20 protein-coding genes are annotated in these 22975 nt (G+C 58.4%); 10 read left to right on the forward strand and 10 right to left on the reverse strand.

The genetic code is table 11. From position 1 onward, the window contains the following. Positions 1-42: 42 nt before the first annotated feature. Positions 43-900, forward strand: coding sequence for an SDH family Clp fold serine proteinase (locus NW846_RS08585; RefSeq protein WP_414347362.1), 858 nt, complete (start codon positions 43-45; stop codon positions 898-900). Here the strand turns inward: NW846_RS08585 and NW846_RS08590 are convergent. Beyond that, entirely contained in the window at positions 897-1616 is a 720-nt protein-coding gene (locus NW846_RS08590) for a J domain-containing protein (RefSeq protein ID WP_240527848.1), read from the reverse strand. The two genes, NW846_RS08585 and NW846_RS08590, sit on opposite strands and share 4 nt — an antisense overlap. Positions 1617-1663: 47 nt before the next feature. Between NW846_RS08590 and NW846_RS08595 the strand changes: the two genes are divergently transcribed. Beyond that, entirely contained in the window at positions 1664-1942 is a 279-nt protein-coding gene (locus NW846_RS08595) for a DUF3082 domain-containing protein (protein WP_011430747.1), read from the forward strand. 239 nt (positions 1943-2181) lie between these two features. On the opposite strand, the gene NW846_RS08600 is transcribed toward NW846_RS08595, so the two are convergent. Beyond that, a complete protein-coding gene (locus tag NW846_RS08600) occupies positions 2182-4308 on the reverse strand; it encodes a transglycosylase SLT domain-containing protein (protein WP_414515754.1) in 2127 nt (708 codons plus the stop codon). A gap of 67 nt (positions 4309-4375) precedes the next feature. Then, the gene (locus NW846_RS08605; protein ID WP_414515756.1) at positions 4376-6310 is read right to left on the reverse strand and encodes a S9 family peptidase; all 1935 of its coding nucleotides are present in this window, start codon (positions 6308-6310) and stop codon (positions 4376-4378) included. 397 nt (positions 6311-6707) lie between these two features. Between NW846_RS08605 and urtA the strand changes: the two genes are divergently transcribed. From urtA to mnmH, 6 genes are all read left to right on the forward strand, one after another. Then, complete coding sequence (gene urtA, locus NW846_RS08610) at positions 6708-7982, forward strand: urea ABC transporter substrate-binding protein (protein WP_011430744.1); 1275 nt, start codon at positions 6708-6710, stop codon at positions 7980-7982. 104 nt (positions 7983-8086) lie between these two features. Further along, positions 8087-9244, forward strand: coding sequence for an urea ABC transporter permease subunit UrtB (gene urtB, locus NW846_RS08615; protein ID WP_414515758.1), 1158 nt, complete (start codon positions 8087-8089; stop codon positions 9242-9244). Positions 9245-9247: 3 nt separating this feature from the next. Beyond that, complete coding sequence (gene urtC, locus NW846_RS08620) at positions 9248-10456, forward strand: urea ABC transporter permease subunit UrtC (protein ID WP_414406554.1); 1209 nt, start codon at positions 9248-9250, stop codon at positions 10454-10456. A gap of 165 nt (positions 10457-10621) precedes the next feature. Next, complete coding sequence (urtD, locus tag NW846_RS08625) at positions 10622-11389, forward strand: urea ABC transporter ATP-binding protein UrtD (protein WP_414515761.1); 768 nt, start codon at positions 10622-10624, stop codon at positions 11387-11389. Between the two features lie 34 nt (positions 11390-11423). Continuing rightward, positions 11424-12188 carry an urea ABC transporter ATP-binding subunit UrtE gene (gene urtE, locus NW846_RS08630; RefSeq protein WP_414331328.1) on the forward strand — a complete coding sequence of 255 codons (765 nt, stop codon included), beginning with the start codon at positions 11424-11426 and terminating at the stop codon, positions 12186-12188. A 219-nt stretch (positions 12189-12407) separates the two neighbouring features. Beyond that, on the forward strand, positions 12408-13457 hold the full coding sequence (gene mnmH / locus NW846_RS08635; RefSeq protein WP_414515763.1) for a tRNA 2-selenouridine(34) synthase MnmH: 1050 nt from the start codon (positions 12408-12410) through the stop codon (positions 13455-13457). 76 nt (positions 13458-13533) lie between these two features. Here mnmH and NW846_RS08640 read toward each other — a convergent pair whose 3' ends face one another. Then, a complete protein-coding gene (locus tag NW846_RS08640) occupies positions 13534-14568 on the reverse strand; it encodes an adenosine deaminase (RefSeq protein WP_011430736.1) in 1035 nt (344 codons plus the stop codon). A 369-nt stretch (positions 14569-14937) separates the two neighbouring features. Between NW846_RS08640 and NW846_RS08645 the strand changes: the two genes are divergently transcribed. After that, on the forward strand, positions 14938-16545 hold the full coding sequence (locus NW846_RS08645; RefSeq protein ID WP_011430735.1) for an NAD(P)H-quinone oxidoreductase subunit 4: 1608 nt from the start codon (positions 14938-14940) through the stop codon (positions 16543-16545). 73 nt (positions 16546-16618) lie between these two features. Here the strand turns inward: NW846_RS08645 and NW846_RS08650 are convergent, their stop codons facing one another. After that, entirely contained in the window at positions 16619-17260 is a 642-nt protein-coding gene (locus NW846_RS08650; RefSeq protein ID WP_099813059.1) for a Uma2 family endonuclease, read from the reverse strand. A gap of 50 nt (positions 17261-17310) precedes the next feature. Continuing rightward, the gene (locus tag NW846_RS08655) at positions 17311-18057 is read right to left on the reverse strand and encodes a rhomboid family intramembrane serine protease (protein ID WP_011430733.1); all 747 of its coding nucleotides are present in this window, start codon (positions 18055-18057) and stop codon (positions 17311-17313) included. A gap of 160 nt (positions 18058-18217) precedes the next feature. Here NW846_RS08655 and NW846_RS08660 point away from each other — a divergent pair, with 160 nt between their 5' ends. Beyond that, the gene (locus NW846_RS08660; protein ID WP_011430732.1) at positions 18218-18892 is read left to right on the forward strand and encodes a response regulator transcription factor; all 675 of its coding nucleotides are present in this window, start codon (positions 18218-18220) and stop codon (positions 18890-18892) included. A 5-nt stretch (positions 18893-18897) separates the two neighbouring features. On the opposite strand, the gene NW846_RS08665 is transcribed toward NW846_RS08660, so the two are convergent. From NW846_RS08665 to NW846_RS08680, 4 genes are all read right to left on the reverse strand, one after another. Beyond that, the gene (locus NW846_RS08665) at positions 18898-20085 is read right to left on the reverse strand and encodes a GNAT family N-acetyltransferase (RefSeq protein ID WP_011430731.1); all 1188 of its coding nucleotides are present in this window, start codon (positions 20083-20085) and stop codon (positions 18898-18900) included. 176 nt (positions 20086-20261) lie between these two features. Next, positions 20262-21320, reverse strand: coding sequence for an ATP-grasp domain-containing protein (locus tag NW846_RS08670; RefSeq protein WP_011430730.1), 1059 nt, complete (start codon positions 21318-21320; stop codon positions 20262-20264). 45 nt (positions 21321-21365) lie between these two features. Continuing rightward, entirely contained in the window at positions 21366-22097 is a 732-nt protein-coding gene (locus tag NW846_RS08675) for an alpha/beta hydrolase-fold protein (RefSeq protein WP_011430729.1), read from the reverse strand. Between the two features lie 129 nt (positions 22098-22226). After that, on the reverse strand, positions 22227-22874 hold the full coding sequence (locus tag NW846_RS08680) for an LON peptidase substrate-binding domain-containing protein (RefSeq protein ID WP_011430728.1): 648 nt from the start codon (positions 22872-22874) through the stop codon (positions 22227-22229). Between the last annotated feature and the right edge of the window lie 101 nt (positions 22875-22975).

Raw genomic sequence — 22975 nt, forward strand, 5'->3', positions numbered from 1 at the left:
CCTCTATGCTGGAGGCAAAGGGATCCCGCTTGAGGCGCGAAAGTGGACTGGGGCAGCCTATTTTGGATTTTTTTGATCTTCAGCTCGTTGCAACCCCTGTTGAACCGTCGCGCCCAGGAGTTTCGCCGTTTGTTGGCGATCCGGGAGTTGGAGCAGAAGCGGGGCAGCCGGGTGATTTTGCTCATCCACCGCCAGGAGTCGATCAGTTTTTTGGGGATCCCGGTTTCCCGCTACATCAGCATCGAGGACTCCGAGCAGGTATTGCGGGCGATTCGCCTTACCCCACCCAATACCCCGATTGATTTGATTTTGCATACCCCCGGTGGCCTGGTGCTGGCTACGGAGCAAATTGCCCGCGCCTTGATCCGCCATCCGGCCAAGGTGACGGTGTTTGTGCCCCACTACGCCATGTCGGGGGGGACGATGCTGGCCCTGGCCGCCGATGAAATTGTCATGGATGCCAATGCGGTGCTGGGGCCGGTGGATCCCCAGTTGGGCGGCTATGCTGCGGCCAGTATTCTGCAGGTGGTGGCGGAAAAGCCCATTGCCGAGATCGACGACCAGACTCTGATCCTGGCAGATCTGGCCCGCAAGGCGATGCACCAGGTGCAGAACTTTGTGCGGGAGCTGCTCAAGGACGATGTGCCCAAGCGCAAAATTGCCCCCGAACGCATCGAGCCCCTCATCCAGGCCCTGACCAGCGGGCGGGTGACCCACGACTACCCGATTACGGCTGAAGAAGCGCGGGAGCTGGGCCTGCCCATCTCCACCGAGTTGCCGCCCCAGATCTACGCCCTGATGGACTTGTACCCCCAGGCCAGCATGGGCCGTCCTTCCGTGCAGTACATCCCCATCCCCTATGATCCCCGCCCCTCTCCACCCGGCGGCGGGTCTCGCTAGGGCGAACTCTGGGCGTAGGTGTCTATGGCTTCTCGACGCAACCCTTCCGCCCGCCGAAACAGCTCTTGCCCAGTGTGCAGGTGGCGATCGTCAAAGTTCAGCGGGAAATAGCTCAGCTCCTCCAGGGCATCTTCCAAGTGGTTGAGGGCATAGTAGAGGCGAGAAGCCACCCCCCCTAGGCTGCTGGGATTGGGAAGGCGGCGAAAGATCTGCTGAGCTTGGGCCAGTTTCTGCGTACACTCCTCCAGATACAGGCCAAAGGCCTCCAGCAAATCGGGATCAAAAGGATCTGCCGCTAAGGCATTTAACTGCGGCTTGAGAGAAGACAGTAAAGGCCCCAAAACTCGGTTCAGAGGAGTGTAGACCTGCCGAATCCAGGCTTCGCGGGCAATAGCCTCCTGGCTGACCGTCTCCGAGGGGGAGCCCGTCGGCTGAGGGTGGCGCGAGGCCCAGCTAGCGCGCAGTTGTCGGTCGTACTCGCGGCGGGCTTGCGGATCCTTGAGCACCGCGTAGGCGGCGTTGATCTGGCGAATGCGTTCAGCAGCAGCCCCGTCTTTTTTGGCCAGCAGGCTGTCGGGATGGTGGTACTTGACCAAACGGCGATAGGCAGACTTGATCTCCGCTGCCGTCGCCAGCACCGAAACCCCCAACACTTCGTAGTGGGAAACTGCTTCAGACCCGCTCCCCATCATTTCGTTCTCAGGACAAACGCTCATATTGTACCTGGAGCCTACAATAAGGGTGAGTTTTCCGGTGCTGCCCCATGCCGTCCTCCCCCCATCCCCTCAGCGCCCTCTTGGGGGCTGCCTTTGCTGCCAGTTTGGGCTATGGGTTCCTACAATTGCTGCTCTCGATGCTGGCCAAGTTGCCGCCCATCGACCTGGAAAGCGGATCCCTGGCGCGGGGGATCAGCATTCTGGTGCGCTACCTGCTGGTGGGATCCGTTTCCCTGATCGCCTTCATGTTTTTCATGGTGGGCTTGGGGCTGGCGGCCTACTCGGTGCAGTTGCTGGGGGAAAGGCTGACCTCCTCCCGACGCTAGCTCTAGAAGAGCTGTGAGCCTGCTGGCCAACAGATCGCGCCGGAGGCTACCCTCCAGCCTCTCGCTCAGGTTGGACACTAGTTTGACCAAAACCTTGGCGGCGCAGGCCCCGCGCCCTCTTTCATCCCTCCGTATACGGGGGGGAAAGAAGGAGGCGTGCGGTGGCAATCTCACCGGTACGTCTGCGTAGCTCGCGATGAGCAAGAAAGAATTCCCGCCCCTTGGGGCTGGGGAGAACGTCAATCATTTGACAGGTGCGGTTGCAGGCGCTGGCTGACCAAGGTGCGCCCCTCTTGGGTGTAGAGCTGCCAGTAGTTCCAGTAGTTGCCAAAGACAGACTTGACATAGCCACGGGTTTCGGCGAAGGGGATCTGCTCCACAAATTCATCGGGATCCTCAAAGCCGAAGCGGCTCAGCCACCTGGCCACGTTGCCGGGGCCGCCGTTGTAGCTGGCCAGGGCCAGGAGGGTGTTGTCTTGGTAGGTGCGGTGGGTGTAGTCGAAGTACCAGGATCCCAGGTGAAGATTGTCGGCGGGGTTGGTGAGGCTGTACTGGGCTAGGCCGATTTTTTGGGCAATCCAGCGGCCGGTGGCAGGCATCACCTGCATCAGGCCCAGCGCTCCCGAGGCCGAGACGATCTCTGGCTCAAAGCGGGATTCCTGGCGGATCAGGGCCGCCACCATCAAGGGATTGAGGTTAAATTGCCGCGACCAGCGGGCCAGGCCGGGCTGGGCGTAGGGATCCCTTTCCCAGGTGTTTTCTGGGCTGGCGTAGTAGTGCAGCGGGTAGATGGCCTGCCAGAAATCCTGGCGCTGTCTCAGGGTCGGCAGCAGCGGGTCGGGCTCGGCGCTAAAGCGCAGGGCAGCCACCTGGTTGATGCCCCGCAGGTGCTCGCCGGCGTTGTTGCGCAAAATGCCGCTGGCAAAGCGCTCGGCCACGCTCATCTGGCCGGGATCCCGTTGCAGCAGAGCCATTTCCCCCTGCCAGCGCTCCCAGGCCAGTTGGCCAGCGCCAATGAGATGCAGGGTCTGGGTAGCCTCGGAAACGGCGGGCAAAGGTTGGCGAACGGGCTGAAAATCCACCTCAACCCTTTGGCGGCCGCTGGAGAAATCTCCTACTGGCCAGCCCAGTTGCGCCGCCGCCCGCCAGGCGTAGTAGGTGTGGGGAAACTGCCGCAGCACCTGCTGATAGGTTTGCCGCGCCGCAGCCACCTTCCCCAGCCGTTCCCGCCATTTGCCGGCCCAGTAGAGCAGTTGCGCCCCCATTTCCGTATCCCGCTGGGCCAAGCCAATCTGCTGGGCTAGAGCAATGGCTTGGCTGAGATTGCCCGTTTGCGCCTGGCGCCAAGCCACCGTCCAGGCGGCGGTGGCCGCGGCTTCGCTGACTGGGAAGCGCTCCCAAAGGGTCTGCCGCACCGCCTGGGCCGATTGCGGGCTGCCGTTGCGGTCATACAGTTGGCTGAGGCTGAGCAACGCTTCTGGAGCTTCTCTATCCGAGCCGGATCCCACCTGGCGAAGCAGCTCGATTGCCGTCGGCAGGTCGCTCAGCTCGGCCAGGCGGCGCCGGGTGAGGGAGGCTTCGGCGGCGTCGGGAAATTGAGCCAGCAGCGCTTGGTAAGCCGCTCTCGCCTGGGGCAACTCCCGCGAGATCTGGTGGCTGCGCCCCTGGCGGTAGAGATTGCGAGAGGTGGTGGGGGCACGCCCGTAGGCGCGGGCGGCTTTGCCGTACTCCCGCTGCTCCCAATAGGCATCGGCCAGGATCTGCCAATCGGAGGCCGTGAGGGATCCCTCTTGGGCTTGCCGCCAGCGATCCAGCAGCGGCGTTAACCCAGGGGTTTGCGGGTGGTGCAAGGCCAGATCCCGCAGCAGGTCATACCGGTCAGGATCCAGCTCCAGCAGGTGCTTGAGGGCGCGGGCCGTCAGGGGGTGGGTGGGAAATTGCCGCCGCAACTGATCCACCTGGCCCATTCCCCAGAGGGCGTAGGCGGCCACCGGGCTGTGGGGATACTCCTGCAAGATCTTGGGCCACCAGATCTGGCGGGCTGTTTCTCGATCCCCCAGCTTTTCATAAGCCTGAGCCCTGAGCTTCCAGATCTCGTCGGTGAGAACTGGCAGCTTTTCTTCCAAGCCCTGCAGGTGCTCCAGGGCCGCTTGCGCTTGGCCGGCCTGCAGGGCTTTGTAGGCGCGCAAAAAGGCGGCGCCAGAAGTCGAGCTCAGGGGTGCTGGAGGCGCCGCCGCCATCTCGACAGGTTCTGCCCAGGAGGAGGCGTAAAAGCCCCACAGGACGCCGCCCAGTACTCCGCCTGCTGCTAAGGTCGCGGCAAGCCATCGCCTCCAGAGTTGCCGGTGGCTTGTTCTGCTCTGCATGCCTCCCTTCCCCAGCGTCCTTGACTAGGATACCCAATGGGGAGGCGCTGAGCCAGGACAAGTAACCTCAACGAGGAGGAGGCCAGTTGGCAATGGGAACCGGCTCGATAAGCTCCCCCAAGGGAAACCCTAGGATCTGGGCGTAGAAATAAAGCTCTGCCTCCAGGGCCCGTTTGAGGTTGGCTGCCTGGCGAAAGCCGTGCTGCTCACCGGCAAAAGGGACATAGGCCACCGGGATCCCCTTGGCCTGCAGGGCAGCCACCATCCTCTCTGCTTGGTTGGGAGGGACGATGGCGTCCTCCAGGCCTTGAAAGAAGATAACGGGGCAGTTGAGACCCTCCAGGTGGTGGATGGGAGAGCGCTCCCGGTAGAGATCCCGCCGCTCCGGGTAGGGGCCAATTAAGCTGTCCAAGTAGTGGGACTCAAACTTGTGGGTCTCCTGGGCTAGGGCCTCTAGATCGCTCACCCCGTAGTAGCTGGCGCCGGCCTTGAAGACGGTGTGAAACGTCAGGGCCGCCAGGGTGGTGTAGCCGCCGGCGCTGCCGCCGCGAATGAGCAGCCGCTCCCCGTCCACCTTGCCCTGGGCTGCCAAGAATTGGGCCCCAGCGATGCAATCTTCCACGTCCACAAGGCCCCAGCGGCCCTTGAGGGCCTCCCGGTAGGCCCGCCCATAGCCGCTGCTGCCGCGGTAGTTGACATCCAAAACGGCAATCCCGCGGCTGGTCCAGTATTGGATCCCCAGGTCGAGCACGGCTGCCGTCGCCCCTGTGGGCCCACCGTGGCTTTTCACGAGCAGGGGCGGTTTTTCGCCGGCAGGGGCCACGAAGTCGCGGTTTTTGGGGGGATAGAAGAAGGCGTAGGCCACTTCCTTGCCGCCACCGGTGGGAAAAACAATGGGCTCTGGGATCGACAGATAGTCGGGATCCACCGCCACGCTGCTGGAACGGGCCACCACCTCCACTTGGCTGGAGGGTAAGTCTAGGCAGACCAAGGCAGTGGCTTCCGTCGGGGATCCGGCCAGGAAAGCGGCTTTTTCCCCACTCACCTGCAAACCGCTGATCTGGGTGTAGGGCAAGGGGATCCCTGCCAACTGTCCTGAATGGGGATCCAGATAAGCCAGATGAGACAGCCCGTCTTGTTCATAACAGGCCAGAATGCGCCCATCCCCAGCAAAGCCGTAGGTGCTCAGGCCAAACACCCACTGCGGCTCTCCAAACTCCGCTTCCATAGGGCAGAGGGGAATGGGGCCCTGGGGATCCCAGCGATAGAGGTTCCACCAGCCGCTGCAATCGGAAACAAAGTAGAGATCCCCCTCCGGTGACCACTGGGGCTGGAAGATCGACTCGGCAGGGCCACCGGCCAGCTTTTGAGGTTCTCCCAAGCTGCCGTCAGGGTTCACCTCAGACCGCCACAGCTCTGTGCCGTCCCAGGGCATTTGGGGGTGATCCCAGGTCAGCCATACCAAGGTCTGGCCATCGGGGCTGAGGCGAGGGTTGGCATAGAAATTGTGCCCAGAGGCCAAAACGCGCTGGGATCCGCTTTCCAAGTCAATCGAGACAAGGCTGTTTTCCGGCTCTCCCTGGCGGCTGTGATCTTCCCGCACACAGAGGATGCGTCCACGCGCCCGATCCACCACCCCATCTGCATAGCGATAGGGGCCTGCTTCCGTCAGGGGCTGGGGATCTGAACCCGGCAGCAGGCGGTAGAGCCGTTGGTCAGCGAAGTTGCAAAAATACACTACCCCTGCCGACACCCAATAAGCTCCACCCCCATACTCATGCACTCGTGTCCGCACATTGAAAGGTGCCGGTGTCAGCTCCACCAGGATCCCGTCGGCAGAGCGCCGCATCAACACATTGCGCCCTTTTTCTTGCGGGCGGCCCTCCGTCCAGTAGAGATCCCCTCCATCCCAAACCATCTGTCCCAAGCGCAGGGATCCCGTCACCACCAGGTCAGCGGTAATCGGGGATCGCCAAGATCCATAGCCAGCCTGTTGCACCATAAGCTGTTAACTCTCAACTAATTCTCGACCCCAGAACCCCTATTATGCCGGCAGCAAGGGATCCCTGCCTTTGCCTACAGCCTGTGGGGAAAGGGAGCCGAGAACAGGCTCGGATTCTGGGAAAAGGTATCCCGCGATACAATTCTCTCCGGGCTGAATGGGTTTGATGGAACACGTTAAGGCAACAGGGATGCACAACGCTTTCTCGACTGCAGGATTAGCCTTTTCCTCTGTTGATGTTGGGAAGGCATTCGGTGAAAGCCTCAGCCGACTGCAGTTGGGCAAATTTAACACATGGGCGAGGTGATGAGCTAAGTGCTTCCCTCGGTTGGCCGGGCTGCTGCAACAACTGGACTTCTTAATACCCTTTGCACTCACTTCGTTTCGGAGATCACCGATGGCTCTATCATTTAATCGTCGTCAAGTGCTGAAAATGGGCGCTCTGGCCGGAGCCGGGGCTGCCCTAGGGCCGCAGATCTGGGTGAAGCGATCCGTGCCCGCCTACGCCCAGGGAGAGACCATCCGCGTTGGCATTTTGCACTCCCTTAGCGGCACCATGGCCATTTCGGAAACCAGCGTGGTGGATGCGGAAAAGCTGGCCATCAAAGAGATCAATGCCGCCGGTGGGGTTTTGGGCAAGCAGATCGAGCCGATTATCGAGGATGGGGCTTCCGATTGGCCAACCTTTGCGGAGAAAGCCACCAAACTGATCGATGTGGACAAGGTGGCAACGGTGTTTGGATGCTGGACTTCGGCCAGTCGCAAAGCCGTGTTGCCGGTGTTTGAATCCAAGCAGCACCTGCTCTGGTATCCCGTGCAGTACGAAGGACAAGAGTGCTCCAAAAACATCTTCTACACCGGCGCTGCCCCCAACCAGCAGATCGAGCCTTCGGTGGAATGGCTGCTCAAGAACAAGGGCAAAGAGTTCTTCCTGGTGGGATCCGACTACGTGTTCCCCCGCACGGCCAACACCATCATCAAGGCCCAGTTGGAAGCCCTGGGGGGCAAAGTGGTGGGTGAAGACTATCTGCCTTTGGGCAGCACAGAAGTTACCCCCATCATCAGCAAGATCCGGGCCGCTCTTCCCAATGGCGGTGTGATCTACAACAGCTTGAACGGCGACAGCAACGTGGCCTTTTTCAAACAACTGGAAGGGGCAGGGCTGGGGCCAGATCGCTATCCTTCCATGTCCGTCAGCATTGCCGAAGAAGAGGTACAGGCCATCGGCCCCGAATTCTTGGAAGGGCACTTTGCCGCCTGGAACTACTTTATGACGGTGGATACGCCTGCCAACAAGAAGTTTGTGGAGGCTTTCAAGGCAGAATACGGCCAAAACCGCGTCACCAACGACCCGATGGAAGCCGCCTACATCATGGTTTACATCTGGAAGCAGGCAGTGGAAAAAGCGGGAACAGTGGAAATCGACGCCGTGCGGCAGGCAGCCTATGGCCAGACCTTTGATGCCCCAGAAGGCTTGGTAACCATGAACACCAATCACCACCTGACCAAGTATGTGCGGATCGGCCAGGTGCGCTCTGACGGTTTGTTTGATGTCATCTTTTCTACGGATGCCGTGGAGCCGCAGCCCTGGAACCAGTTTGTGGCAGAGACCAAGGGCTTTGCCTGCGATTGGTCAGATCCGGCCAAGGGCGGTCGCTACAAAGTCAGCTAGTCCTGGCCAGGGCTGGGATCCCTTGCCGTTTGGATAGGGTCGGGGATCCCGCCTAGATGCTCGGTTAGCCTCCCTAGTTTAGTTGGAAGGAGGATCCCCTGCCCATGACCTTGCTCCTGGACAGCTTGTTCAACGGCATTAGCATTGGCACCGTCTTGCTAATAGCCGCCTTGGGCTTGGCCATTGTTTTCGGCCTCATGGGGGTCATCAACATGGCCCATGGGGAGCTGATGATGTTGGGGGCCTACACCACTTTTGTGGTTCAAAATGCCTTTCGTCCCCTAGGGGATCCCTGGCGGGATCTGTACATCTTTCCAGCTTTGGTAGCTGCCTTTGCCGTCACGGCTCTGGTGGGACTAGCCCTGGAGCGGGGGGTGATCCGCTTTTTGTATGGCCGACCGCTGGAAACCCTTCTGGCCACTTGGGGTGTGAGCCTGATCCTGCAGCAGTTTGTGCGCAGCGTCAATTGGGTGCTGGCTTTCCGCTTGGGGGCCTTCGCGGTGCTCTTTTTCGGCGGCTGGTGGCTTTTGTCCAGGCGGGCGGATTGGCCGCGTCTCAAGGGGTGGACGCTGGCGCTGCTGTTGGTGCTCTCCACGGCCATTGCATCGGTGGGGGGGCGGGTGCTGGCGCAAACCTATGCTTTGGCGGTTACCCAGCCTTGGTTCGGCGCCCAGAACAAAGACGTGACGGCTCCCCGGTGGCTGGGGGGTGGGATCCCGGTGGGCAACCTGTTTTTGCCCAATACCCGCCTGTTTATCATCGCCCTCACTGTCTTCTGCATCCTAGGGCTGTACTTCTTCTTGCAACGCACCCGCTGGGGGCTGCGCATCCGGGCGGTTACCCAGAATCGGGCCATGAGCGCCTGTGTAGGGATCCCCACGCAAAAGGTGGATGCCCTTACCTTTGCCGTCGGCTCGGGTCTGGCGGGAGTAGCCGGCGTGGCGGTCAGCCTGCTGGGATCCGTGGGGCCGAACACCGGCCAAAACTACATCGTGGATACCTTTATGGTGGTCGTCGTGGGGGGTGTTGGTAAGCTCTTAGGCAGTATTGTGGCGGCGCTTGGGATCGGGATTGCCAACTTTGTCATCGGCTCAGGGACGCTGGCTTTGATTTTTCCCAACGTGCCCATCCTGACCGATACCCTCAACTTTTTTGCCACCACGAGCATGGCCAAGGTGATGGTCTTTGCTTTGATCGTGGCCTTTTTGCAGGTGCGACCTCGGGGCCTTTTCCCCGAAAAAGGTCGTATGGTGGATGCCTAGGGAATGATCTCGCTTGGCGAAAACTCTAGGACCAGACTCTCCATCTTCTACTCCCTCACAAAGCCTATGAAACTGGTTCATTCCCCCCGTGCTGATCATGAAGTGGCTGCTCCCGCCGCGGGTGGGGATCCCAATTCTTCTCGCAAGCTTCTGTGGGAGGCCGGGATCCTCATCGTTTTGGTGCTGGCCTTGATCTTTGTGGCCCCAACTGTGCTGTCTGGCTTTCGGCTCAACTTGTTGGGGCGGTTTCTGGCCCTCAGCATTGTAGCTTTGGGGATCGACCTCATCTGGGGCTATACCGGCATGCTCAGCCTGGGGCATGGGGTGTTCTTCGCCTTGGGGGGCTACGCTCTGGGGATGCACCTGAAATTGCAATTGCCGGAAGGTCAGATACCAGAGTTTTTCAGCCTCTACGGGGTAACGGAATTGCCCTGGTTTTGGTATCCCTTTTATTCGTTTCCGTTTACGGCTGTTGCTGTGGTCTTGATCCCGGCTTTGGTGGCGGCAGCCCTGGGGTATTTGGTGGTGAGAAATCGCATCCGAGGGGTTTATTTTTCCATTTTAACTCAGGCCACCACGATCATTTTCTTTAACTTCTTCAACGGCCAACAGCGCTTAATTAACGGCACCAACGGCCTGACCAACTTCCAGACTTTGTTTGGCCTAGATGTCAACTCGTCCGAAATGCGCTTTGCTGTCTATGTCACTACAGTTCTGGCGGTGGTTTTGGCTTACCTTCTCTGTCGTTGGCTGACCAGCGGCCTATTCGGTCGGATCCTGGTAGCCATTCGAGATGACGAGCCGCGGGTTCGTTTTTCCGGCTACGATCCCACCGGCTTTAAAGTTCTGGTGTTTGCCGTGTCTGCTGCCCTGGCGGGTGTTGCCGGAGCTTTGTTTACCTTGCAAACTGGGATCATCTCTCCCAATGCGATGGCCGTTCCCTTTTCCATTGAGATGGTAATCTGGGTGGCGGTGGGCGGTCGGGCCAGTTTGGTGGGGGCGGTGCTGGGGGCTCTGTTGGTTAACTTTGCCAAGAGCTTGCTGAGCGAAAATTTTCCCGAAATTTGGTTGTTTTTCCAAGGGGGATTGTTCCTGCTGGTGGTGCTGGTGTTGCCGGATGGACTGGTGGGTTGGGTGCGCACCCAAGGCAGGCAGCTTTGGGTCACTGTCCAGCTTTGGCGCAGGCGTTTGGCAGATACTTCCCCAGCTTAAATCTGGCTTTCTGTCGATGTGCATCATACGCAAGGTGCAAGTTCAGAGTAAAAGGATCCCAGATCTGATGGGTAAGCCAGCGATGCCAAGTGTCCTCTCTTATTTATTTGATGGGTTGAGAACCCTGTTCGCCCTCTGCCCTTTCCGTTCTTGGATGTGATCCCCATGCTTACTGCAGCTCCCACCGCCACCCGACAAATTTTACAAACTCAGGATCTCACCGTCAGCTTCGACGGCTTTAAGGCTTTAGATGGGTTGAACTTCTCTCTGGAGGAAGGGGAGCTGCGGGTGGTCATCGGTCCCAATGGGGCGGGTAAGACTACGTTTCTCGATGTGCTGACGGGCAAGGTTAAGCCCACCCGAGGACGGGTGCTGTTCAAAGGAAAGGATCTGGCCAAGCTCAAGGAACACGAGATCTCGATTTTGGGTGTTGGGCGCAAGTTTCAGACGCCGCGGGTCTATCAAAACTTGAGCGTGCGAGAAAACTTGGAGCTATCCCTCAACCCTGACAAAAGGGTTTTTTCCACCCTATTGGGCAAAAAGCATCTGCGAGAAAAAACGGATGCTCTTTTGGCAACCATTGGCCTCAGCCGTAAGGATCGGGTTCCGGCAGGGCTGCTTTCCCACGGAGAAAAGCAATGGCTGGAGATCGGCATGGTGATTGCTCAAGATCCGGATTTGCTGCTGCTGGATGAATGCGTGGCCGGGATGACGGACAAAGAAACAGAAGCTACAGGAGAGTTAATTCAATCCTTAGCCCAAAGCCACACCATTTTGGTGATCGAACATGACATGGTGTTTGTCCGACAAATTGCCCGCAAGGTTACCGTTTTACACCAAGGCTCGGTGCTGTGCGAAGGTACCTTTGAGGATGTGAAAAACGACCCGCGAGTGATTGAGGTCTATCTCGGATCCCACAAGGGGAAAAACTAAGCAAAGAGGCTATAGTTCTGTATCTAATCGACTCATGCGCAGGCCTATGAATACGGAAAACGCGACCGCAACACAAAACTTATCCCGAGATGGATCCGGGCCTCTCCTGGAGGTCTCCAACTTGAGGGTTTACTATGGTCAGAGTTTAATTGTGAAGGATCTCTCTTTTAAGATCTTTCCCGGCCAAGCGGTTTGCCTTCTGGGCCGCAATGGTATGGGCAAAACCACCACACTTAAAGCCCTGATGGGACTTCTGAAAGACTGCACAGGCAAAATTGCTTTTGAGGGCCGTCCTATCAACCATTACCCTCCCAATTGGCGAGCCCGCGCCGGTATTGGCTATGTACCCCAAGGTCGAGAGATATTTCCCCGCCTAACGGTTGAGGAAAACCTGCTGGTGGGGCTAGAAGCGGCACCGGACAGAGAACGGATCATACCTGAGTTTGTCTATGACCTATTCCCAATTCTGCGTTCTTTTCTTAAACGGCTGGGTGGGGATTTGAGCGGTGGGCAGCAGCAGCAACTGGCCATCGCCAGAGCTTTGGTGGCGGAGCCCAAACTTTTGCTCCTGGATGAGCCCACAGAAGGGATCCAGCCCTCTATCATTATCGAGATCGAAGAAGCCATCAGCCGCATTCAAAAGGAGCGGGGCGTTTCGGTGTTGCTGGTGGAGCAGTATTTTGAGTTTGCCCAAAGCCTAGCCGATTACTTTTATCTTATGGAAAATGGATCCCTTATCATGGAGGGGCCGACTGACCAAATGGACGAAGAAAAAGTCCGAGCTCACCTTTCTATCTGAGGTGGCACCTGGAGAGCCTGAAAACCTCTATAACTTTTTTGAGAGCGGCAAATGGCATCCTGCATGTTCCAGAGACCTTGCCTAAACTTCTGGAAAAGCGAGAAGTCCACCTGCGAGGGGATAGGCTAGGGTTAGCCCTGGGCTTCCTTGAGCAGCAGCGTTGGCTAAGCTAGAAACTGTTCAAGATTGCGCTAGCTTGCCATTTCCATCCACAGGTTTGTGTCTCCTCCGATTCACTTCACTGCAGAGCCCTGGCTGCACACCTACAGCGAAATTATCGATGTGCGCTCGCCGGCAGAGTTTGCCGAAGACCATTGGCCGGGGGCCATCAACTTGCCCGTGCTCGACGATGCAGAACGGGCAGAGGTGGGCACCCTCTACAGGCAAGTGGATCCCTTTACAGCCCGCAAGCGGGGGGCCAGCCTGGTGGCCCAGAACATCGCCCGCCATTTGCAGACCCACTTTGCCGACAAGGGCCGGGACTACCACCCCCTCATCTACTGTTGGCGGGGCGGGCAGCGCTCGGCCAGTCTGGCGCTGGTGTTGTCCCAGGTGGGCTGGCAGGTAACCGTCTTGCAAGGGGGGTACAAAACCTACCGCGCCTGGGTGCGCCGACAACTGCAGACTTTGCCCCAGGAGTTTACCTACCGCGTCCTCTGCGGGCCAACGGGGAGCGGCAAAACCCAGTTGCTGCGCCATCTGCAGCAGCGGGGAGCCCAAGTCCTCGATCTGGAAAAGCTGGCCTGCCACCGCGGATCGGTGCTGGGGGCCGAGTGGGGAACCTCGCAGCCCACTCAGAAGAGCTTTGAAAGTCAACTGGTGCAGGCCTTTCTCCAGTGGGATCCCGCCAAGCCGGTCTGGGTGGAGTCGGAAAGTGCCAAAGTGGGCCAGCTTCATTTGCCCCCTGCTCTTTGGCAGGCCATCACCCAAGCCGACTGCGTAGAGGTGCAGTTGCCTCTAGAAGAACGGGTGAAGGGGTTGATCGCCCACTATCCCCACTGGATAGCCCACCCCCAGGCGCTAAAGGAAAAATTGCTGTCTTTGAAGTCCCGCTACGGCCAGGCCTGTTTGCAGCGCTGGTTTGAGCTCATCGACGCCCAAGACTGGCCGCAATTTGTGCGGGAGCTACTGCAGCAGCACTACGATCCCACCTATCGCCACGGCCTGCAGCAACACTTTAACCGTATCCGCGCTCGCCTTGAGCTGCCTGACCTCTCCGAGAGCAGCCTACAGGAGGCCGCTGTCCGACTCAGGGGGATGTCGTTTTGACCTGCGCCAGCCCTCGCCGGGCAAGCGCGACCAAGTCTGGCGGCGGAAATGTCAAGCAAAGTCCTGTTTGCCCCTCTCAGAGGGGAACTAGGGACTTCGAGGCTGACTGCTGCAGCTCCGACAGCAACGAGGCGGGGTGCTCCTTGTAGGGCCAGGCAAAAGCGTGACGAAAAGCCGCCTCCTGACAGCGCTTGAGCTGGTCGAAATCGATAATGTCGTGCGTGAGCAAGTTTTCGTACTCAAACGGCAGGCGCACGTTGTGCAGGCCGGCGTTGTCGGTGCAGATGGCGATATCTACCCCCGCGTCAAAGCAGCGGTCGAAGACGATTTTGAGGGGCTCCAAGCTGGGCAGCGTCCCCGTCTTCAGGTAAGTGGTGGGACAGACCTCCAGGCATTGGCCGCGCCGCGCCAGCTCTGGCAGCAGCTCTGGGTAGTGGAGAGGGATCTGGATCCCGTGGCCAATCCGCGAGACATAGGGCAGCAGCTCTGGGTAACAGCCATCCAAAGTCTCATAGAGATGGGCAGTGGTTTTGAGGCCACGGGCCAGGGCATATTTGAACAGCTCAATCCACTCGTCCATGCGTTCGCCGTAGGCCTTATCTCCCCCCGCCAGGTCGATGGCAGACACGTATTCGGACTCGGCGGCGGCCTCCACCATGGCGCGGTTGATATGGCTGGGCAGGCGGGAGTGCAAACACACAATCTGGGTGGTGACGATGGGATATTCCCGCTGCTGGCTGGCTTGCCCTACCGTTTCGATAACTTGGCGCATCTGCTTGAGGCGATCCGCCTCGTCCAAGCTGGGATCTGTGCGCAGATAGGGGGTGTAGCGAATCTCTAGATAGGCCAAATCCTCAAAAACATAGGCCCCCCGCAGCAGACGGTAGATGAAATAAGGTAAGCTTTCCAGGGTTTGCACCTGTTCCACTAGCGTGTGCAGCTCCAAGTAATCTTCAAGGGTGTTGCGCGGGCGGGTGTAGAACTCCTCAAACTCGGCGTAGTCAGGAAAGCGTGCTGCCAGAGGGGATCCCTGGCGATGCAGGTAGCGCCACAAAATCCTAGGAACGACCGAACCGCCTAGGTGGCGGTGTAACTCCGCATGCAGTGCCATACTTCAAAGCTTCCCCCAGAGGCTCCCCTCACCGCCCGCCAAGGGCGGACCTGGCTTGGTTGTTAAGTACTATTTCTACTGTTATCCAACAGCGGCAGTCCTGTCCAGGCGCAATTGCGCAGGGTCGGCTAGCCGGGGGCCAGGTGATGAGGTTTCTAATAGCCAGGTTTGATGACCAGGTCAATGCTTGAGTCCTGGTCGAGCCCGGCCAGGGATCCCGGCAAACTAGGTAAAGAGCCTTAAGATAGTTCTGGAGGTTTGCTGAGCAGAGATACTCAGGAGCGATTCTGGTAAAAGGCTGTTGGCTGTAGCCGACGGCAATCCCCCTGGAAGGGTGTGGTATGAACTTAGCGTAACGAGGTTATCTTCATGGCGCTGCCCAGCTTGCACGAGTTTCCCTGGCTGACCACGGTCATCGTCTATCCGGTGGTGGCCGCCCTCTTCATCCCCTTGATCCCGGCGCCCGCTGGGGATCCCACTACCCGCGTCTACGCGCAAAAGTTGGCAGAACGGGTTCGCTGGTTTGCCCTCTTCATCGCGGTTACCGACCTGCTCATTTTGCTGGCTGGCTTCTATGTCGGCTATGACCCCAGCCAGACAAGCTTACAACTGCTGGAGCGCTACACCTGGGTGCCGCAGGTGGGGCTGAGCTGGTCGGTGGGGGCCGATGGCCTTTCCATGCCGCTGATCCTGCTCACGGCTTTTGTGACCACGCTTGCCATCTTGGCCGCCTGGCCGGTCACCCTCAAGCCGCGCCTGTTTTATTTTCTGATGTTGGCCATGTACGGCGGGCAGATCGGGGTGTTCGCCGTGCAGGACATGTTGCTCTTCTTCCTGATGTGGGAGCTGGAGCTGATCCCGGTGTATTTGCTCCTCTCCATTTGGGGGGGGTACAACCGCCTCTATGCGGCCACCAAGTTCATTCTCTACACCGCCCTCAGCTCCCTGTTTATCCTGGTGGCGGGCCTGGCCATGGCCTTCTACGGGGATCCCATCAGCTTTGACATGACGGATCTGGCCCACAAGGCCTATCCGCTGAGCTTCCAATTGCTGCTGTATGGGGCCTTCCTCATCGCCTACGGGGTGAAGCTGCCCGTCTTCCCTTTGCACACCTGGCTGCCCGATGCCCACGGCGAAGCCACGGCGCCGGTTCACATGTTGCTGGCCGGGATCTTGCTTAAGATGGGGGGCTATGCCCTGATGCGCATGAATGTGGGCATGCTGCCGGATGCCCACCTCTACTTTGCGCCGGTGCTGATCGTGCTGGGGGTGGTGAACATCATCTTTGCCGCCCTCACCTCCTTTGCCCAGCGCAACCTCAAGCGCAAGATCGCCTACTCTTCCATCAGCCACATGGGCTTTGTCCTCATCGGGATCGGATCCCTGACCGAAATCGGCATGAGCGGCGCCATGCTGCAGATGATCTCCCACGGGCTGATCGGGGCCAGCCTGTTCTTCTTGGTGGGGGCCACCTACGACCGCACCCACACGCTGGAGCTGGAGGAAATGGGCGGCGTCGGCCTGAAGATGCCCAAGATTTTCTCCATGTTCACCGCTTGCTCGCTGGCCTCTCTGGCTCTGCCGGGGATGAGCGGCTTTGTGGCGGAGCTGATGGTGTTCATCGGCATGGCCACCACCGATGCCTACTCCCTCCCCTTCCGGCTGGTGGTGGTCTTTCTGGCGGCGGTTGGGGTGATCCTGACTCCTATCTACCTGCTGTCGATGTTGCGGCAGATCTTCTTTGGCCCGGAAAACAAAGAGCTGACCGAACACGAGGAACTGGTGGATGCCGAGCCGCGGGAGGTGTTCATCATCGCCTGCCTGCTGATCCCCATCATCGGCATTGGGCTCTATCCCAAGCTGGTCACTAGCCTCTACGACCAGTCCACCAATGCCCTGGTGGCGCTGCTGCGCCAAGAACTCTCCTCTATTGGAGCGACGGTTGCCCAAGCTCCTGCTCTCTACAGCGCCGACTGAAATGGAGGCGAGGGAGGCTGGGGCAGCTTGTCAGCAAGGCGTGCCACTGGTCCAGCCGGTCTCGGCTTTTTTCTCACTGGGCACCGGAAGGGCTGGGGTTAGGCGAGTGCCCCGCCTGTGTATCTCCGCTGTGCTTGCCGCTCTCGTCAGCTCGAACCCGCATCCAACCAAACAACGTTTCGACCGTCAGTTGGATCCCTTGGGCAAACGCGGGAACGGGGATCAGCTCTTGCGGATCCTCATGCACGGTTGGCTGCTGTCCGGCAGGGTAGGCGAAAACGAGCCTTTCTTCGGGAGCTACGATCCACCCCATCTGGCAGCCGTGGGCCAAGCCGATCAAAATTTTCTTGACCAGCTTCATTTGATTTTGATCGGGAGAGAGAATCTCGATCATCCAATCTGGGCAAAAGGGAATGAGATTTTGAATGGTGCCATCTTCATCCACAGGGATCCGATCCCAGGCGATCACAGAAATATCGGGCACAATCGCATAGCCGGCAAAAGTGCAGCGCAACTCTGGAAATGCCCACCCGAGGCGTTTGGGTTTGAGGTTTGCGTTGATAAAAGAAGTTAGCTCCCCCTGGAGTAGGCTGTGCTTTCCCTGTGGCATGGGCTTCTGGATGATCTCTCCCTCGATGAATTCACTGGCGGGTTGAGCTTCTGGCTGCTGCAGAAACTCTTCCAGGGTTAGGGGCTTGGCAGACAGACGAACCATGATTTCCTCCTCTCAAGTTGGTCTCTGACACAAAAAGGATTGAGGTTCAATCAGAACAGGTCCCTGTCGGGCTGTCGCCAAGCGGCTTGGCGGTCATAAGGGCTTTTGCCAGAAAATAACCCCATCAGCGGCCCCAAGATGGCCCCAAACACAAAGCCGCCCGCGTGGGCCCAGTAGGCGATCCCTCCCCCCTGCATGCCGATGTTGGTGGGCGTCTGCAGGCTGGCGATGCCGTAAAACGCCTGCTGTACAAACCAAAAACCCAAAAACACCCAGGCGGGAACGTAGACGGTTGTGATAAAAATGCCCAGGGGTACCAAAGTCAGGATCTCAGCTCGCGGGAAACGCAAGATATAAGCTCCCAACACCCCGGCAATGGCCCCACTTGCCCCCAGCGAAGGAATGGTGGATTCCATATCGAAAAACCACTGGGTTAGGGCGGCCAAGGCTCCACAAGTCAGGTAAAAAATGAGGTAGCGCACATGCCCCAAGCGATCCTCAACATTGTTGCCGAAAACCCACAAAAAGAGCATGTTGCCGCCAAGATGCAAAAAGCCCCCGTGCAAAAATTGCGAGGTAAATAGCGTTACCCATTCGGGGCGCAGCGAAGAGGTGGCCTCCCCCCGAAAGCTGGCCGTCAGTTCCGCTGGCACCACTGCCCACTCTCGGAAGAAAGCCGCCAGCTCTTGCGGTGATAGGGTAAGCTCATACACAAAAACCAGGATGTTGATAAGCACCAAAGCATAGGTAACGTAGGCAGTGCGGGTGGTTGGGTTGCGATCTTGCAGGGGTACCACAGTCGGGATCCGGTTAACATCACCCTCTAGCCTACCCTGCTGCGCCTTCTCAGGCCCAACTTGGGGCTACACTAGGGTAGTTTGTCGGTGGGATCCCTAAACTGCAAAGGGGTTTTGGCCGTCCCCCCGCAGCCGACGCTGGATTTGGAGGAGTGGATCGATGTTTGAGGTCGAGAGCCGAACTGCCCCGCTCAAGTTCTTGATTGTCGAGGATCATCCCGAGGTCGCCCAAAACAATTGCGAATGGCTGCAACGGCTTGCAGCCGATGCTCAGTGCATCACAGTCTCCAACCCGATGGACGCCATCCTGCGCCTGCAGCGGGAACAGCCGGACTTGGTAGTAGCCGACTTGCTCTACGGCCAAACCAGCGGCGAACAGTCTGCCGAGCCGGGCCTAGAGTTCTTGCGCCATATTTTCGAGAACTACCCCACCCTGAACGTGATGGTTTATTCCAGCGAGCCGCTGCTGCTAACTCCCCTGGTGGGCCTAATCAGCAAGCACCAGGGCGGATTTGCCGCCGTCAACAAAATGGAGCGGCGCAGTGTCTTCTTGGAAGGAGCCAAAAGTGCCCTCAATGGGGAATTGCGCATGCCGCGAGAGTTGCGCGGCTTAACAAAGCTGACGGAGCGGGAAATCGAGGTCTTGAACCTGCTCTGCAAAGAGGCCCTCACCGACCAGGCCATCGCCGACCGCATTCACACGAGCAAAAAAACCGTACAAAACTGTATTCAAAGGCTCAAAGAGAAACTGGATATCTTTGGCTCTGAAGATGAGATCAACGCTCGCGTTGCCATGTGTATGGCAGCCGTTCAGAAAAAGCTTATCCAGTGGTAGTTCATTTAACCTCGCGTAAGAGTAGACAGAGAGGGTAGAATATCTTCTCGAAAGGGAACCTCGTTTTGATTTACCCTCTCCAGCTCAGCCAACATGAGAGGGTTGACGCGATTCAGATAGGGGATTAGCACCTGCTTTAGCCTGGGGCGGTAGAAACGGTGGTAGCTATACACGGGAGTGGCTGGAAATCCCCGCCGAATCTTGTGGGATCCTCCAGCTCCGGGATCAAAGTTGCGGATCCCTTCGCGGATGGCTAGGGCAATCGGCTCGTAGTAGCACACATTAAAGTGCAAGAACTTCACCTCTTCTCGGCAGCCCCAGTAGCGCCCAAAGAGGCGATCCCCTTTGCGGACGCAAAAAGACATCCCCACAATTTCTGTATTTCGTTCCCCGGCCACCAGCACCAGCCGCTGCCGGTAGTTGGGATAGAGAGATTCGAAAAAGCGGCGGTTGAGATATTTGCTCCAGTTCCAAAATTGGGCGCAGGTGTTGCTGTAAAAGTCGTACATGAGAGAGAGAAGGCGCGGCGTGATCTCCTCTCCGGTGTAGATCTTGAGTTCTATGCCGCTTTTTTCCATGGCGGCCCGCTCTCGCTTGATGTTGCGCCGCTGGTTGGCGTTGAACTGGCTCAAAAAGTCTTCGTAAGAGCGATAGCCGGGATTGTGCCACTGGTAGTTGTGGGTAATTCGGGGAGTCAATCCATCGGCCTCCAGTTGGGCCCGCCAGTCTAAGTCCACATAGAGCAGGCTGAACAGCGAAATATCATTGTCCTGGCAGAAGCGATCGATAGCAGCCAGCATCGACGGCCACACCTCTGCTTCCGAGTAGTCGGGATGGACGAGAATGCGATAGCCGGTGGCCGGCGTAAAAGGGGCCATGCCGATCAGCTTGGGGTAGTAGCGTTCTCCCAGTTGGTTGGCAACCGCAGCCCACTCTTGGTCGAAGACAAATTCGCCCTGGCTATGGCTTTTCAAATACAAGGGGGCAGCGGCGATGAGTTGCCCATCCGACTCCACCAACAGGTGACAGGGCAACCACCCCGTGTTGCGGCTGGCACAGCCGGAGGCTTCTAGGCTGTGCAGCCACTCGTACTCCAAAAAAGGAGAGGTGCGCTCCGTCTGCAGCGCTTGCCAGGCAGATGCTGGGATCCCGCGAATATCGTGGCACCAGCGCAATTTCAAACCGGTTGACATTTGCCTGTCCGGATAGACCAACTTGCCCTGCCGCGGCTGGGAGGGGATCCCCCCTCTAAGCTCAACCTAGGATGGAATCCCTGCGCCTCAAGGGTCCCATAGACGAAAGCCAGGCAACTGCTCTTTGCCCAGCCCAAAGCTTTCCCAGCGCTAGACCGTGCTTTTGTTAAGTTATTTTATTCGGGATCCCTGGGCTCGTAGTAGCGGTTGGCCAGCTCGAGAGCCATCTGAAACTTCTGCTCACGGGTGAGGTCGGCTCGCCGGGCGATCTGGGCAAAGCGGTTGACGTCTGGGGGCAAGAAGTCGAAAGGACGCTGTTCCCGCACAATATCTACGACCAAATCGCAAAGGGCCTGCTGGTAATCGTTGTAAAAAATTTCTCCCAAAGCCTTGAGGCGGCCATCGGGCACCGGATTGTTAAAGTCAATGGCCTGTAGCTCCCCTTGTTCGTCGATAAACAGCTCCACCGAGTTCATTTCATAGCCCAACGCCCGATTGATGATCCGGCAGGTGTCGATAACTTTTTTGCCCATCTCCGGCGTGAGAAACTCTGGATCGAACAGATATTCGCTGGCATCGAACTTGCGAAAGATGTATTTAATTGGGATGATCTTTCGGCCAATACAGAGAGCGCGAATCTGCCAGGGATAAGGACTTTTAACCTTCTCCTGGAGCATCATCACCTGGGATCCGGAGCGGTCGTAAAAGTAGAGAAGCTGCTCCATGTTGTAGGCGATTTCGACTCCGATGGCCTCCCGTCCCTCTGCCGGCTTGATCACGATTGGCCAGCCGAGATCTTCTGCCATCCCCTGCCAATCGAAGAACTTGTGATACTTAAAATCTTCGGCTTTCAAAGCTGGGGCCTCCTTGGGGGGCAGAATGTAAGTCTTGGGGATGGAGATCCCCAGCTCTTTGACCACCATGTAGGCGGCATCTTTGTTGCGCAGGTAGTAGTAAAAGCTGAAGGGGTTGTTGATGATGTACACCCCCCTGAAGGCAAAGCCCATGAACAGGCCGATGGCCTGGGGGTAAAGGTAGCTGAAGCGGTCTAGGATGAGGCGGTACTTGGTGCGGTAATCCAGGTTCACCTCGTGAATGGTGACATGTTCCGCCCGGATCTTGTAGGCTTGGCCGTTGCGGGCTTGAATGGGGGGAAGGGCGTTGAGACGGGCCAGGGTGTCGTCCCCAAAAGGCTCGCTGAAGTGCAGGCTGCCAACCCAGTAGTCTTCGATCATCCAGGCTCTCTCATCAAAAGCTCTCTGACTCCTCTGCAAGGGATCCTAGGCGAAGGCGCGGATTTGCGCTTGCCAGGTGGGCCAGTCGTGATCCCCTTCCCATACCTCCAGGTGATGGGGGATGTCGTTGCGGCGGAGGACTTCTGCCAGGCGCAGATTGTCGTTGAGGCAGTGGTCGCGGTGGGCGGTGAGCAGTTTTAGCTCGGTGTTGCGCCCGCCCAGCTGATCCCAGAGTTGTCGGCTCATGTTGGACAGGTAGGCCAAGGGGTTGATAAAATACAGCTCCTGTTCCGCCTGTTGGGGATCCCAGCCGGTGACGGATCCGAGGGCCGCCACATCGTAGGGCCCCCCCAGCGCCAGACAACGGCGCACCAGGCCAGGGTGCCGGCAGGTGAGGTTGACGGCGTGGGTGGCCCCCAGAGAGAAGCCTGCCACCACCAGAAAGTCATTTTGCGCTTCTGCTTTGGCGTAGGGGATCAGCTCTTCTACCCAGTGTTGCTCCAACAACAGCCAGCGATCCCGCCGCTGGGGCACGTCCAGCTCGCGGTTGAACAAGGTCTCCCAATCGAGGGTTTCCACGCAAAAGGCCTGCAAATAGCCCTGCTCCAAGTGATGGCCGAGGCTGGCGATAATGCCGCGATCTTCCAGATCGAAAAAACGCCCATTGCTGGTGGGCAGGCAGATGAGCGGGTAGCCGCGATGCCCAAAGTGGAGCATCTCCATTTCTCGGCCCAGAACCCGGGAGGCAAAGCGCAGATAACGGCGAGGGTAGGACATCGGATCCCTGGACAATCACTGAACCTCAGCCGGCTTTTGCAGCCGCCGTTGAGACGGGTGGCAACGCGAGCGCCAGAACGGCTGACAACTCCCCCGTGGCCTGCGTCTTTCAAGCGATCCCAAGAAATTTTAGGAGATTTCGGAGAACAAATCCTTGAGGGCAGTGCGGGCGGCCAAGTGCTTGCGGGTGGACTCGAGGATCTCGGCTTCCCGCCGCAGGCGATTTTCGGTGCTGACCATTTCCAGCAGCGCTTGCTGCTCCCGGGGAGCCCCGTGAAAGTGGCTGGCAACCCAGTAGGATAACTCTATCGGGGTAGTGGGCAGTCGCTCCGGCAGCTCCGTCTCCCGCTCCATTAGCTTGCCGGAGAGGCGCACCACATCCTGAAGTAGGGTGGAAACCTGCTGCACCAAGCCCTGCAAATCCGCAGTGGTCGGCTCATCCTCAATCCACTCCACCAGCCCCACCCGGAAGGGCTTTTCCCGCACGTAGTTCAACACCCGGAAGCGCTGCTGCCCCAAGGTCAAAATGTCCATGCGGTCATCCGGCAACCGCTGTACCTGCAACACCTCGGCACAACAGCCCACCCGCACCGGGGATCCCGTCTGGGGATCGAACATCAGCACCCCGAAACGGCGATCCGTCTCCAGGATGGTGTTGATCATCATGCGATAGCGGTACTCGAAAATGTGCAGCGGCAGGGGGCGGCCCGGAAACAACACCACCTCTGGCAGGGGAAACAGGGGTAGCTCACGTACGTCCACAGAAGAGGAAGGCATAAGGCTTTGCTTTTTGCGCTACTGAGTCTAGTTTAGCGATCTCGACGGAGCATGACTCTAGTCAATGATATGCTGGACTATACTGAAAATAATGTACAGTA

It is taken from the genome of Synechococcus sp. W60.3, assembly GCF_047502615.1.
In the GTDB taxonomy this organism is placed as follows: domain Bacteria; phylum Cyanobacteriota; class Cyanobacteriia; order Thermostichales; family Thermostichaceae; genus Thermostichus.

Coding starts and splice junctions, on each gene's coding strand:
- NW846_RS08665 (WP_011430731.1), bottom strand. CDS start 20,085: ATGTCAACCGGTTTGAAATTGCGCTGGTGCCACGATATTCGCGGGATC.
- NW846_RS08680 (WP_011430728.1), bottom strand. CDS start 22,874: ATGCCTTCCTCTTCTGTGGACGTACGTGAGCTACCCCTGTTTCCCCTG.
- NW846_RS08670 (WP_011430730.1), bottom strand. CDS start 21,320: ATGATCGAAGACTACTGGGTTGGCAGCCTGCACTTCAGCGAGCCTTTT.
- NW846_RS08645 (WP_011430735.1), top strand. CDS start 14,938: ATGGCGCTGCCCAGCTTGCACGAGTTTCCCTGGCTGACCACGGTCATC.
- urtE (WP_414331328.1), top strand. CDS start 11,424: ATGCGCAGGCCTATGAATACGGAAAACGCGACCGCAACACAAAACTTA.
- NW846_RS08640 (WP_011430736.1), bottom strand. CDS start 14,568: ATGGCACTGCATGCGGAGTTACACCGCCACCTAGGCGGTTCGGTCGTT.
- urtC (WP_414406554.1), top strand. CDS start 9,248: ATGATCTCGCTTGGCGAAAACTCTAGGACCAGACTCTCCATCTTCTAC.
- urtD (WP_414515761.1), top strand. CDS start 10,622: ATGCTTACTGCAGCTCCCACCGCCACCCGACAAATTTTACAAACTCAG.
- NW846_RS08600 (WP_414515754.1), bottom strand. CDS start 4,308: ATGCAGAGCAGAACAAGCCACCGGCAACTCTGGAGGCGATGGCTTGCC.
- NW846_RS08595 (WP_011430747.1), top strand. CDS start 1,664: ATGCCGTCCTCCCCCCATCCCCTCAGCGCCCTCTTGGGGGCTGCCTTT.
- NW846_RS08605 (WP_414515756.1), bottom strand. CDS start 6,310: ATGGTGCAACAGGCTGGCTATGGATCTTGGCGATCCCCGATTACCGCT.
- urtA (WP_011430744.1), top strand. CDS start 6,708: ATGGCTCTATCATTTAATCGTCGTCAAGTGCTGAAAATGGGCGCTCTG.
- NW846_RS08660 (WP_011430732.1), top strand. CDS start 18,218: ATGTTTGAGGTCGAGAGCCGAACTGCCCCGCTCAAGTTCTTGATTGTC.
- NW846_RS08590 (WP_240527848.1), bottom strand. CDS start 1,616: ATGAGCGTTTGTCCTGAGAACGAAATGATGGGGAGCGGGTCTGAAGCA.
- urtB (WP_414515758.1), top strand. CDS start 8,087: ATGACCTTGCTCCTGGACAGCTTGTTCAACGGCATTAGCATTGGCACC.
- NW846_RS08650 (WP_099813059.1), bottom strand. CDS start 17,260: ATGGTTCGTCTGTCTGCCAAGCCCCTAACCCTGGAAGAGTTTCTGCAG.
- NW846_RS08675 (WP_011430729.1), bottom strand. CDS start 22,097: ATGTCCTACCCTCGCCGTTATCTGCGCTTTGCCTCCCGGGTTCTGGGC.